General features: G+C 63.6%; 7 protein-coding genes and 1 riboswitch. Of the genes, 5 read left to right on the forward strand and 2 right to left on the reverse strand.

Annotated features, from left to right (window positions below; translation table 11 throughout):
* Window positions 1-3: 3 nt before the first annotated feature.
* Both CHU95_RS06975 and CHU95_RS06980 read left to right on the forward strand, forming a co-directional pair.
* On the forward strand, window positions 4-1,524 hold the full coding sequence (locus CHU95_RS06975) for a Y-family DNA polymerase (protein ID WP_165772059.1): 1,521 nt from the start codon (window positions 4-6) through the stop codon (window positions 1,522-1,524).
* Entirely contained in the window at window positions 1,521-4,724 is a 3,204-nt protein-coding gene (locus CHU95_RS06980) for an error-prone DNA polymerase (protein WP_094455072.1), read from the forward strand. Before CHU95_RS06975 ends, CHU95_RS06980 begins: the two co-directional genes overlap by 4 nt.
* Window positions 4,725-4,827: 103 nt before the next feature.
* Here the strand turns inward: CHU95_RS06980 and ileS are convergent, their stop codons facing one another.
* A complete protein-coding gene (ileS, locus tag CHU95_RS06985) occupies window positions 4,828-8,034 on the reverse strand; it encodes an isoleucine--tRNA ligase (RefSeq protein ID WP_094455160.1) in 3,207 nt (1,068 codons plus the stop codon).
* Between the two features lie 542 nt (window positions 8,035-8,576).
* Window positions 8,577-9,776: an O-succinylhomoserine sulfhydrylase gene (gene metZ, locus CHU95_RS06990; protein WP_094455074.1), complete on the reverse strand. Its 1,200-nt coding sequence runs from the start codon at window positions 9,774-9,776 to the stop codon at window positions 8,577-8,579.
* A 63-nt stretch (window positions 9,777-9,839) separates the two neighbouring features.
* A riboswitch (SAM riboswitch) is annotated at window positions 9,840-9,918 on the reverse strand.
* Between the two features lie 127 nt (window positions 9,919-10,045).
* Between metZ and secB the strand changes: the two genes are divergently transcribed.
* The 3 genes from secB (at window position 10,046) to ispG (ending at window position 13,085) form a co-directional block, all read left to right on the forward strand.
* Window positions 10,046-10,555 (forward strand): protein-export chaperone SecB, encoded by a 510-nt coding sequence (gene secB, locus CHU95_RS06995; RefSeq protein ID WP_094455076.1) that lies wholly within the window; start codon window positions 10,046-10,048, stop codon window positions 10,553-10,555.
* Window positions 10,556-10,712: 157 nt separating this feature from the next.
* Window positions 10,713-11,915 carry a helix-turn-helix domain-containing protein gene (locus tag CHU95_RS07000; RefSeq protein ID WP_094455078.1) on the forward strand — a complete coding sequence of 401 codons (1,203 nt, stop codon included), beginning with the start codon at window positions 10,713-10,715 and terminating at the stop codon, window positions 11,913-11,915.
* Between the two features lie 45 nt (window positions 11,916-11,960).
* Window positions 11,961-13,085, forward strand: coding sequence for a flavodoxin-dependent (E)-4-hydroxy-3-methylbut-2-enyl-diphosphate synthase (gene ispG / locus CHU95_RS07005; protein WP_094455080.1), 1,125 nt, complete (start codon window positions 11,961-11,963; stop codon window positions 13,083-13,085).
* Window positions 13,086-13,106 lie beyond the last annotated feature (21 nt).

The raw sequence follows: 13,106 nt of genomic DNA on the forward strand, positions 1-13,106 counted from the left end.
ACAATGTCTGGTCCGCTGGCCCTGACCCTGGCGGGACAGGGGGGTATTCGCTTGTACGCCGTGGATGCCCTGGCAACAGCCGACGGGTTACGACCCGGCATGCTGCTGGCTGATGCGCGGGCGTTGAGTCCCGATTTGATCGCGATGCCGGCCAATCCGGCTGCCGATCGGGCGGCCCTGGCCCGTCTGGCCATCTGGGCCCAACGCTATACGCCGCAGGCTGCCACCGACGGCACGGACGGATTGATCCTGGACATCACTGGATGCACTCATTTGCTGGGGGGAGAGGAAAGGTTGCTGACTGATCTGGCCGACAGGTTGGGTCGGGCCGGCCTGACCTGCCGGCTGGCCGTGGGTGATACCGGGGCCGCCGCCTGGGGTTGGGCACGGCATCGGTCAGCGACAGCAGGACCAGTGCTGCCCACAGGTACACGGTCCTGGGTGTCGCTGCTGTCCCTGCCCCTGGCGGCACTGCGTCTTGATGAAGGTGTGTGTAAGGATCTGGCACGTGTCGGCCTGCGCAGCGTGGGTGATCTGCAACGACAGCCGCGGGCCCCCCTGGCCGCCCGGTTTGGGACCGGTCCTCTGCGCCGGCTGGACCGGATGCTGGGGGTGGCCGCAGATCCGGTGGTGCCGGAAATGGCAACCCCCGGCTGGCAGGTACACCGGGCATTTGCCGACCCGATCATGACGCGCGACGCGATTGAGACGGCCCTGCTGATGCTGCTACGCGATCTGTCGATCCGTCTGGAGGCGGCGGGTCGCGGGGTCCGACGCCTGCGGCTGACCTGTTTACGCACCGACACCACAGCCCAGAACATCAGTATCGGTACGGCCCGGCCTGTGCGCGATCCGCAAGGATTGTTAAATCTGTTCAGAGAGCGGTTTGATAAAATCGATCCTGGTTTCGGGATCGAAATGATGGAGCTGACCGCGACAGGTACGGACAGCTTCACCGGCGAACAGGCCGGGCTGGCGGTTGGTGGTGGCGATGCCTTTGCCGTCATGGGGCTTCTGGACCGGCTGGTCAACCGCTTGGGCGAGGATCAGGTGGGCCATCCCCTCCCCCGCGACACACACCGGCCGGAACAGGTCATGGAACTGGTCAGGGAAGTGGAGGGGAAGACCGATACGGGGACCCTTTGCTCCCCGACCCTGAGAAAACTTCCAGCGTGCAGGACCGCCGCCGACGCCACCACACCGACCAGTCCCTGGCCCAAACCGCAACCCACCCGTCCCCTGCCCGCACGCCCCCGCACCTGGGCGATGGAAGGCCCCCGACCCCTGCTGTTACTGCACCCACCGGAACCGGTACAGGTCGGGTCAGGCCTGTCCTGGCGCGGACACTATCTGCCCATAGACTGGCTGGAAGGGCCGGAACGCATCCGGCCCGACTGGTGGCGGGCACGCATAGGGCCAACACGGGATTATTATCGGGCGCAATTGGCTGATGGCCGCCGGCTCTGGCTGTTCCGCACCGTGGATGATCGGGGGGCGTGGTATTTGCACGGTCTGTGCGCATGACCGACCCGGATTTCATCGACCTGCAGGTGACCAGCAATTTCAGCTTCCTGGCCAGCGGGTCGCATCCCCATGAACTGGTGCTGGCCGCCGCCGCACTGGGGCGCCAGGCCATCGCTATCACAGACCATGACAGTCTGGCCGGCGCCGTGCGTATGCATGTAGCCTGTAAACAACATCGCCTGCGACTGGTGGTCGGTTGCCGCCTGACACTGGCCGATGCGCCGCCTGTGCTGTGTTATCCCACCGACCGTTCGGCCTATGGACGGCTGACCCGCCTGTTGACGCTGGGTAAACGACGCGGGGCCAAAGGAGAATGCCACCTGACCCTGGCCGATCTGACCGATGCGGCGGCCGGACAGGTGTTGGCCGCTCTGGCGCCCGAGGGCCGGGCCACGCCGAAACGGCTGGCAGACTTGTCGGGGATGCTGGACCGGTTCCGAACCCTGCCGGCGGCCGGCCTGTATCTGGCTGTGGCCCCGCTTTACCAGGGATATGACCGGTCACGCCTGCTGCGGCTGGGACAAATGGCGGACGATCTGGGTATCGGTCTGCTGGCCACGCATGATGTGCGGTACCACCATCCAGACCGGCAGCGGCTGCACGATATCCTGACCTGCATCCGTCATGGCCGCACCCTGGCCAATGCCGGCCGTATCCTGTCGCCGCATGCCGAACATTATCCCAAGCCGGCAGCGGCGATGGCAGCCCTGTTCGCTGATCGCCCTGACGCCTTGGCCAATGCATTCACCATCGCCGACCGCTGCCGGTTCAACATGGATGAACTGCGCTATGACTATCCCATCGACCCCATCGCTGACGGTCTGACCCCGCAGCAGGAGTTGGAGCGGCTGACCTGGGAGGGGGCGAAACGCCATTATATCCGGGGTATCCCGGAAAAGGTGCGTCAGCAATTGGAGTATGAATTCGCCCTGATCGGCAAGCTGGACTATGCACCCTATTTCCTGACGGTGCATGACATTGTCCGCTTTGCCCGGTCGCGCGAAATCTTGTGCCAGGGGCGGGGATCGGCCGCCAATTCGGCCGTCTGCTTCTGCCTGGGCATCACGGCTGTCGATCCCGACCATCACGACCTGCTGATCGAACGCTTCATTTCCGAAGATCGGGGCGAGCCGCCCGATATCGATGTTGATTTCGAGCATGAACGGCGGGAGGAGGTGATCCAGTATATCTATGAAAAATATGGCCGCGACCATGCCGGCTTGGTGGCAACCGTCATTTGCTATCGCTCCCGCATGGCCATCCGGGAGGTGGGCAAGGTCCTGGGCCTGTCAGACGATGTCATCGGCGCCCTGGTCCGGCTGGGCTGGAACCGTCAGAGCAGCAGCCATGAGGCGACCGCGCGGGAAGCGGGGCTGGACCCGTCCGATCCGACGCTGGCGCTCTGCATGGAACTGGCCTACGACCTGCGCGGCTTTCCCAGGCATCTGTCACAGCATGTCGGCGGTTTCGTCATTTCGCGTTCACGCCTGGACGAACTGGTCCCCATCGAGAATGCGGCGATGGAGGATCGCACCGTCGTCGAATGGGACAAGGACGATGTCGAGGCACTGGGCCTGCTGAAGATTGATATACTGGCGTTGGGCATGCTGTCCTGCATGCGGCGCGGCCTTGACATGCTGAGCCAGCGCCTGGGCCGTCCCCTGGCCCTGACCGACATTCCCGATGATGACCCCGATACGTACGAGATGATCTGCCGGGCTGACACGATCGGTGTGTTTCAGATCGAAAGCCGGGCGCAGATGACCATGTTGCCGCGCCTGCGACCCCGCGAATTCTATGATCTGGTGATCGAGGTGGCGATTGTCCGCCCCGGTCCGATCCAAGGCGACATGGTGCATCCCTATCTGCGCCGCCGTCACGGGCTGGAGCCGGTAACCTTCCCCAGTCGGGAACTGCGCGACGTGCTGCACCGGACCCTGGGGGTGCCGCTTTTCCAGGAACAGGCCATGCGCATGGCCATCGTCGCTGCCGGCTTTTCCCCGGGGCGGGCCGATCAGCTGCGGCGCGCCATGGCTACTTTCAAGAAGACAGGCGGGGTGGGGGCCTTTGAACAGGAATTCATCGATGGCATGATCGGCAAAGGTTATACCCCCGATTATGCCGCCCGCTGTTTCAAGCAGATCCAGGGCTTCGGCAGCTACGGGTTCCCGGAAAGCCATGCGGTCAGCTTTGCGCTGCTGGCCTATAAATCCTCCTGGCTGAAATGCCATCACCCCGCGATTTTTGCCTGCGCCCTGCTGAACAGCCAGCCCATGGGTTTTTATCAACCGGCCCAGATCGTCCGCGACGCGGTGGAGCACCGGGTGGAGGTACGGCCCGTGGATATCAACCGATCGGAATGGGACTGCACGCTGGAAGAGGGGCGCGGTGGACCCGCGCTGCGCCTAGGGTTCCGGCAGGTGAAAGGCATGCGAGAGGATGCAGCCATCACCATCGCCCGCAAACGGGCCGGCGGCTATGACACGATCCGCGACCTATGGCAGCGCACAGGCCTGGGTGTGGGCATTCTGGACCGACTGGCCGACGCCGATGTCTTCGCCGCTCTGGGGCTGGACCGGCGTCAGGCCCTGTGGGAGGTGAAGCGCTTGGGGGCCAAACCCCTGCCCCTGTTCCAGGCCGCCGATCAGACGCGACGGGTGGGCGATAACCGTCCACCCGTGGATATGGGCGACGAACCGGAGGCGATCCTGCCGGCGATGGGCCTGGGTGAGCAGGTATGGGCGGATTACCGCACCAAGGGCTTGAGCCTGCGAACCCATCCGTTGGCTCTGCTGCGCCCCACGCTCACCGGGCTGGGCATGGGGCCGGCGGCGTCCCTGCGCGATGGCAGGCCGGGCAGCATGGTCGGCACGGCGGGCCTGGTGCTGGTGCGGCAGCGACCGGGCACGGCGTCGGGGGTGATCTTTGTGACACTGGAGGATGAGACGGGGGTCGCCAACCTTGTGGTCTGGCCATCGGTCATGGAACGTTTCCGGCGCCCCCTGATGACCGCCACCCTGCTGGGGGTGCGTGGAAGGCTGCAGCGGGAAGGCGAGGTGATCCATGTCGTGGCCGACCGGTTGATCGACCTGTCCGCGCATCTGCACGCCCTGAGTGAGGAACCGTCCACCCCCCATGACACACCCTACCCCGACGCCCGGCCGGCGCGGGTGTTCGGAGAAGGGCGGAATTTTCATTGAGGGGGAGGCGCGTGCGCATCGCGGGGCACACGGATTGCCGTGATGAAGACAATGCTTTCCCCGCTTTCGCGGCGGAGGCCGGTTTGGGATCTGTTGTTAGACGTCAGCCCTCAATCTTTTCGCGCAGCAACAGCAACGAAATCGAGGTTCCCGACATATCCACCGACACAGCAGCTTCGCCGATATCGACCGGCGGGTTGACCGTGAGCGACAAAGCCAGCGTCTCCCGCTTGATGGTCTCGGCATGCGTGGTCAGGGCACTGGCGATGTTGTCGGGAACAACGGTATGGATCGTAATACGGTCCGTCACCTGGAAGCCCGACTCCTTACGCGTCGACTGCACCGCACGCACAAAGTCACGGGCCCAGCCCTCGGCCTCAAGCTCCGCATCCACGGTCACATCCAGCACGACCACACCCTTGCCGCCGGCAAAGCGCGCGGCATGGGTGCCTTCCTTGGCCTGAATGCGGATGTCGAAATCGCCGGCTTCCAGCACGACACCGGCCAGCTCCACGGTGCCATCGCCCTTGTCGGTCCAGTGGCCCTGCTTCGAGGCGGCCATCACCTCCTTCATCTTCGGGCCCACCTTGGGGCCGACAATGGCGGCGTTCACGGCCAGCTGGCGGCTGCCAACCAGGGAGATGTCGGAGGAGACCAACACGCTCTTCACATTCACCTCGTCCGCCACCAGGGCACCCAGCACGGTATCGAACTGGCCCTTCAGCCGATCGGCATCAGGATGGACGATGGTCAGCGTGCGCAACGGCAGACGGATGCGCAGCTTTTTGGCTTCGCGCAACGACATGGCAGAGGCGCAGATCTCGCGAACAAGATCGATCTGGCTGGTCAGCTCATGATCGGACGGCAGGTAGGACACGTCCGGCCAATCCGCCAGATGCACGGATGCCTCGCCAGTCAGCGCGGTATAAATCCGCTCCGTCACATGCGGCAGAAGGGGAGCCAGCGCCTTGGTGGCTGTGACCAGGCACGTGTAGAGCGTGTCATAGGCATCAATCTTGTCCTGACCATCACCCTCACCGGCCTCACGCCAGAAACGCGACCGGGAGCGGCGGATGAACCAGTTGTTCAGCGCGTCGTAATAGCCGGTGATGATGGCATAAGCGCCGGGCAGGTCGTAACCGTCCAGACGGGATTCGATGCCTTCCACCAGTTCACGCGTCTTGGCCAGGATATAGCGGTCCAACAGACCCTTCTGGTCGGCGCGGATCGTGCCCTTCACCTGATCGATATTGGCGTAAAGCGTGAAGAAGCTGTAGGCGTTCCACAGCGGCAGCACGCCCTGGCGCAACGCCTGGGCGATGCCGCGCGCATCCTTGGGCATGGCCAGATCGCCGCCCACCATCAGGGGGCTGGACACCAGATACCAGCGCAGCGCATCGGCACCCTGGTTGTTCAGCACCTCCACCGGGTCGGGATAGTTGCGCAGACGCTTGGACAGTTTCTGCTTGTCCTCGTCCAGCACAACACCGTGACAGATCACGTTCTTGAACGGCGCACAGTCGAACAACGCCGTGGACAGAACCATCAGCGTGTAGAACCACCCGCGGGTCTGGGCCACATATTCGACAATGAAATCGGCCGGGAAGGCGGCTTCAAACCGTTCCTTGTTCTCAAACGGATAATGCTGCTGGGCAAAGGGCATGGAGCCGCTTTCAAACCAGCAATCCAGCACGTCTTCGACGCGGCGCATCATCGACTGGCCGGTCGGATCGTCGGGGTTGGGGCGGACCAGATGATCAATGGCGGGGCGGTGCAGATCGGTGACCTTCACCCCGAAATCCCGCTCCAGTTCTTCGATGGAGCCATAGACGTCGATGCGCGGATAGCGGGGATCATCGCTGCGCCAGACCGGGATGGGCGAACCCCAGAAGCGGTTGCGGGAAATGTTCCAGTCCCGCGCATTGGCCAGCCAATTGCCGAAGGACCCATCCTTCACATGGCCGGGCACCCAGTTGATCTGCTGTTGGTTCAGTTCGACCATCCGGTCCTTGAACTTGGATACTTCCACGTACCAGCTATTCACCGCCTTGTAGATCAACGGTTGATCGGTGCGCCAGCAATGCGGGTAGTTATGCAGGTACGTCTCGTGCCGCAGCACGACGCCCCGCGCCTTCAGGTCCTGGATGATGGGCTTGTTGGCCTCAATCACATTCAGGCCGACATAGTCGGACACTTCCGCTGTGAAATTGCCGGCCACGTCCACCGGCACCTTGACCGGCAGGCCGTTGGCCTTGCAGACGGCCAAGTCGTCCTCACCAAAGCCGGGGGCCATGTGAACGATGCCCACGCCATCGCCGGTGGTGACGAAATCGGCCACCAGAATCTGGTGCGCCTTTTCCAGCCCTTTGAAATAGGGGAAGATCGGCTCGTAGGTACGGCCACGCAGGTCTTCCGCCGACAGCGTGCTTTCCTGCTCGTAGCCTTCCAGCTCCTTGGCATATTTGCCCACAGCGGCGCTGGCCAGGATCAGCCGGTCATCGCCCTTGCGCATGACGGCGTATTCGATCTCCGGCCCCACAGCCAAGGCCAGGTTCGACGGCAGGGTCCAGGGCGTGGTTGTCCAGGCCAGGATGTCCAGCGGTCCTGCATCACCCTCACGCGGGTCCAGGCGGAAGCGCACGGTCAGCGCCGGGTCCTGGCGTTCGCGGTAGGAATTGTCCAGGCGGGTTTCAAAGTTGGAGAGCGGCGATTCCACGGCCCAGCTATAGGGCACAACGCGGTAGCCTTCATAGACCAGCCCCTTATCCCAGAGTTGCTTGAAGGCCCACATCACGCTTTCCATGAACGTGATGTCCATGGTCTTGTAATCATTCTGGAAATCGACCCAGCGGCCCTGGCGCGTGACGTAATATTCCCATTCCTGGGTAAAGCGCAGCACCGACACCTGGCAATGGGCGTTGAACTTGTCGATCCCGTATTTCAGGATGTCGTGACGCCCGGAAACGCCCAGTTCCTTTTCCGACTGCAATTCGGCGGGCAGGCCATGGCAGTCCCAGCCGAAGCGGCGTTCGACCTTGCGGCCCTTCATCGTCTGATACCGCGGTACCAGATCCTTCACGAAGCCCGTGACCAGATGGCCATAGTGGGGCAAGCCGTTGGCAAACGGCGGGCCGTCATAAAAGACGAATTCATTGTGCTTGCCATCCTTTTCCAGCGGGCGGAAATCCACCGACTGCTGAAAAACCGCGTTCTCCTTCCAAATCCGCTGCACCTCTTCCTCAATCCGCGGAAAATCCGGGTTGGGTTCGGCGGCGGGATAGGGCTGGAAGGTCTGGTTGGACGCGGTCATGGGACACCCATGTGGTTGGCAATGCCCGGACAGGGCACAGATCAGCATCCGCACCCGTGGGAAGCTTTCATGTAACGATCCAGGAAAGCCCTGTCCAGAATGGCGGGGCGCAAGGCACGCCTGCCAGGGTGTGGGGTTGCCGACCATTCGGAGCCAGCCAGGCCCGGACTCCGGGCCTATGCAACAGTCTGCACCACAAAAACAGGGTGTGTTTCAGCGCGCGGGGAAGCCCCGCTCTAACCGGATGAAACATTGTGAAACAGAAATGAAGGTCTATTCGGAGCGGACAGGGTTCCGGCTCCGGTCAATAGACGTGACGATAGGGTTGACGCGCAAAGCGTAGCACGAAAGGGGTGGAAAATCAGCCTTTATGGCTGGGTGCCCATGGCGGGCCATCCCAGCGGCAGTCTGGTCTGTAACGACTTTCCACACTCTCCACCGTCATCCCGGCGAAAGCCGGGGTGACGGTGGATGCGGTAGAACCCTCACCGCCCACAGGATCAGCCCACAGGATCAGCGGAAAAGCACCTGATAGCCGCTTCTTATACCAGCGTATCCAAGCCCCGCTTCAGGTCGGCGATGATGTCGTCGGCATCCTCCAGGCCCACCGACAGGCGGATGGTGCCGGGGCCGATGCCCAGGATCGCCTTCTCCTCCACCGTCAGGCGCTGATGCGTCGTCGTGGAAGGATGGGTGGCCAACGATTTCGAGTCGCCCAGATTGTTGGAAATCTTGACGATTTTCAGTCCATTCAAGGTGGCAAAGGCGGCCGCCTTGGCATCACCGTTCACCGGCTTCAGATGGAAGCAGATCAGGTTGCTGCCGGCCTTCATCTGCTTTTTCAGCAGGGCGCGCTGCGGGTGGCTGTCCAGACCGGCATAGAGGACCCGTTCCACCGCCGGGTGGTTTTCCAGGAAGGTGGCCACCGCCAAGGCGCTGGCCGACTGCGCCTTGACCCGCAGTTCCAGGGTTTCCAGACCCTTCAGCAGCACCCAGGCGTTGAACGGGCTCATGGCCGGGCCGGTATGGCGCAGATAGGGCGCCAATTGAGCCGCAACCTCGTCATCACACAGAATGGCACCGCCCAGGCAGCGGCCCTGGCCATCAATATGCTTGGTCGCGGAATAGACGACTACATCCACGCCATATTGGCGCGGTTTCTGCAAAACCGGCGTGGCGAAAACATTATCCACCACCACCTTGGCCCCGGCCTTGTGTGCCAGTGGCACCACATGCTCCAGATCAACCACTTCCAGGCAGGGGTTGCTGGGTGTTTCCAGGAAAACGAGGTTGGTAGGGACCGAGAGCGCCTTTTCCCATTCCTCATGTTTGGTGCCGTCGATGATCACGCTTTCGATACCGAAGCGGCGGGCCAGATCGGACACGATGTAAAGGCAGGAGCCGAACAGGGCGCGGCTGGCCACCAGTCGGTCGCCGGCCTTCAACAGGCCAAAGACGGCGGCATGAACAGCGGCCATACCCGATGCGGTGGCAAAGCAGCGCGGGAAGCCTTCATACTGCGCCAGCCGATCCTCAAACATGGCCACGGTCGGATTGCGGAACCGGGAATAGACGAAGCGCGAGCCATCATTGACAAAGGCGGCCTCGGCGGCCTCGGCGCTGCCATAGACAAAGCCGGAAGTGAGGAAGATCGCCTCGCTCGTTTCCTCAAACTGGGAACGGCGGGTGCCGCCATGCACCAGTTGGGTGGCGGGGTTCAGATCATCAGGCAGGTCGCTCATGGCCAGGGTCCTCAAAAAGCCTCGACCGGTTCGATCGAGGCCCGGTGGCGCCCTTTCGGCGCCTGATCCCTGGCTTCGACCTTTTAGCAGCTTCGTTTAACGTGGCCTGCAATCCGGTCACCAAATCACCACGCGGGAACCGTTAAATCCCGCCGCTGCCGGCTTGTCAAGCCACGCACATGCATGGCGGCAAGGGTCTGGTTGCCGAAGGGGGCTGATCCGTGCTAGGTCCCGCGCCAAACCCTTCACGCTTTTTTCCGGAGTTCCAGATGTCCGACGAGACGATCAATCAGGGTGATGACGCCGCCGAAGCCCAGTCCGCGCGCCCGGTGCCGCCACTGGTCGTCAATATGCAGTATGTGAAGGACCTGTCGTTCGAAAACCCGAACGCGCCGCGCATCCTGGCCAGCGCATCCGAACAGCCGAAGATCGATTTGCAGGTCGATCTGCAGGCCCAGGGTCTGGCCGACAATGTCGCCGAAGTGCAGATCCGCCTGCGCGCCGAAGCCACCGTGGGTGAGGCAACGGCCTTCATTGCCGAACTGGTCTATGCCGGGGTTTTCACCCTGCCCAACATGCCGGCCGAGACGCAACGCGCCGTGCTGCTGATCGAAGGGCCCCGCCTGTTGTTCCCGTTCGCCCGCCAGATCATCGCCGACGTCACCGCCCAGGGCGGATTCCCGCCGCTGCTGTTGCAGCCGCTGGACTTTGTTGACCTGTACCGCCGTCAGGTCCTGTCCCAGCAGGGCGAAATGGGCGATGCGCAGGGCAATGCCTGATCCGATTGTCGCCTTCACTGTCTGAAAACACCGCGGAGCCTGCGCTTCGCGGTGTTATTTATGGGGACTTCGTACCCTTGGGGCGGGCGGGTTGCGCCGGTGGGCGGCGGTTGGTAAGACAGGTCAGATCAGGCCAGGGCCAAGCCGGCGGGGAACCATGGGCGACCAGTACGGACAACAGCAGGATCTGCGCAACATGCGCCAGGGTGGAACCGCAGCCTTTGACACCGCCGACACGGCGGCACAGGCGCCGGCCGGACCCCGGCATGTCGGCGAAGCGCTGAAGGCGCGGCGCGAGGCGCTGGGTTATGCACTGCCCGATCTGGCCGCCAATCTGCGCATCCGCCTCAACTTTCTGGAAGCGATCGAGGAAGGGCGCTGGGGGGATCTGCCGGGCCATGCCTATTCCACCGGTTTTCTGCGTTCCTATGCCCAGATCGTGGGGCTGGACCCCGGTGCGGTGCTGCTCCGGTTCAAGCAGGATGCGGCCGGGCATGAACCGGCCCCGGAACTTTATTTCCCCGAACCGGTGAATGAAAGCCGCGTGCCAGGGGGGGCCGTCCAGTTGCTGTCGGCCCTGCTGGCCGTCGCTGTCTATGGCGGCTGGTACGTACTATCCGCGTCCAACCGGTCGGTCGGCGACATGGTCCCCGCCTTGCCGGAACGGCTGTCGAAGCTGATCTATGGGGATGGCACGGTGGTGGAGCCACCACCTAGCCCGACACCCATGCTGAATGCCGGCCAGGTGGAAGCGCTGGTCGAGGGATCGGCCCCGTCGGCACCGGAAGTGGGGGGGGCCGGGGCCAGCCCCCTGCCGGCGCCGGTTCAGCGCCGTGACCCCGATGCCGGCACACCGTTGCCCGCGACCGATACCAGCCCCGTGGCTGAGGGCCCGGTCAATGACGAAGACAGCGAAGTGCCACAACTGCCCGATCTGGGGCAAACGGGCCTGCCGCCCGCTGCTGACCCGGCCACCCCGGATGTGGAACCGGTCGCTGCCGGCGAGGCCGCTGCCATGCCGGCGCCGCCCGCCGCCAACGCCCCGACCGCCACACCCGAACAGGTGGTGCCGACGGGCCGGGTCTTCGGTCAGGCAGAGGGCAATGTGCGTGTCACCATCCGCGCCGTCGAGGATAGTTGGGTGGAGGTACGGGACGGCAAAGGTACCCTCTGGGCGTCCCGTGTGCTGCGCCGGGGCGACCTGTTCCGGGCCCCCGACATACCGGGCATGGTGCTGAATACCGGCAATGCCGGTGGTCTGGTGGTCAGCCTGGATGGTCGCGACCTTGCCCCGCTGGGGGCCAAGTCCCAGGTACTGCGGAGCGTCCCCCTGACACCGGAAGCGCTGGCCGGACGGTAACATGCAACCCGGCCTGCACGCCCCCCTTTTCCTGAAGGTTCATCCATGAGCCCCAACCACGACCCCGCCGCCCACCGTCCCTGGCGCCAGATCCTGCGCCGTAAATCCCGCCAGATCCGGGTCGGATCGGTGCTGGTGGGCGGCGATGCGCCGATCACAGTGCAAACCATGACCAACACGTCCACAGCGGACGCGAAGGCCACCATCGAGCAGATCCGGCGGGCCGAAGAAGCGGGGGCCGACATTGTCCGTGTTTCCTGCCCGGATGAGGAAAGCACGGCGGCCCTGGGCGAGATCGTACGCGCGGCCCAGGTGCCGATCGTGGCCGATATCCATTTCCATTATCGTCGCGCCATCGAGGCGGCTCAGGCCGGAGCGGCTTGTCTGCGCATCAATCCCGGCAATATCGGGTCGGCGGAGCGGGTACGCGAAGTGGTGCAGGCGGCCAAGGACCATGGCTGTTCCATCCGTATCGGGGTCAATGCCGGCAGCCTGGAACGGGACCTGCTGGAACGGTATGGAGAACCCTGCCCCGAGGCGCTGGTGGAAAGCGCGTTGACCCATGCCAAGATCCTGGAAGACCATGATTTCCGGGAGTTCAAGATCTCGGTGAAGGCATCCGACGTCTTCCTGGCTGTCGCCGCCTATCAGGGGCTGGCGGAAGCCTGTGACTATCCGTTGCATATCGGCATCACCGAAGCGGGGGGCCTGCGGGCCGGCACTGTCAAATCCTCCATCGGACTGGGCATGCTGCTCTGGTCCGGTATCGGCGACACGATCCGCGTGTCATTGTCCGCCGATCCGGTGGAGGAGGTGAAGGTCGGCTATGAGATGCTGAAAAGCCTGGGCCTGCGTCGCCGGGGCGTGACCGTCATTTCCTGCCCTTCCTGCGCGCGTCAGCAGTTTGACGTCATCAAGACCGTGGAGGTGCTGGAGGAACGGCTGGCCCATATCACCACGCCGCTGACTGTCTCTGTCATCGGCTGTGTGGTGAACGGGCCGGGGGAAGCCACCATGACCGATATCGGTTTCACCGGCGGCGGCAAGGGCACACATCAGGTCTATCTGGGGGGCTTGCCGGCGCACCGCCTGAAGGACGAGAGCATCGTCGATCATCTGGTGAAACTGGTTGAAGCCAAGGCGGCCGAGATTGCCATGGCCAAAGGCTGAGACCCAGGCGGGCCAGCCCAG

Origin of the sequence: Niveispirillum lacus, from assembly GCF_002251795.1 — a bacterium.
GTDB classification, from domain to species: domain Bacteria; phylum Pseudomonadota; class Alphaproteobacteria; order Azospirillales; family Azospirillaceae; genus Niveispirillum; species Niveispirillum lacus.

Excerpts from the sequence above, each read along its gene's own strand:
- secB (WP_094455076.1), top strand. The coding sequence starts at position 10,046 with ATGTCCGACGAGACGATCAATCAGGGTGATGACGCCGCCGAAGCCCAG.
- ispG (WP_094455080.1), top strand. The coding sequence starts at position 11,961 with ATGAGCCCCAACCACGACCCCGCCGCCCACCGTCCCTGGCGCCAGATC.
- CHU95_RS06975 (WP_165772059.1), top strand. The coding sequence starts at position 4 with ATGTCTGGTCCGCTGGCCCTGACCCTGGCGGGACAGGGGGGTATTCGC.
- CHU95_RS07000 (WP_094455078.1), top strand. The coding sequence starts at position 10,713 with ATGGGCGACCAGTACGGACAACAGCAGGATCTGCGCAACATGCGCCAG.
- metZ (WP_094455074.1), bottom strand. The coding sequence starts at position 9,776 with ATGAGCGACCTGCCTGATGATCTGAACCCCGCCACCCAACTGGTGCAT.
- CHU95_RS06980 (WP_094455072.1), top strand. The coding sequence starts at position 1,521 with ATGACCGACCCGGATTTCATCGACCTGCAGGTGACCAGCAATTTCAGC.
- ileS (WP_094455160.1), bottom strand. The coding sequence starts at position 8,034 with ATGACCGCGTCCAACCAGACCTTCCAGCCCTATCCCGCCGCCGAACCC.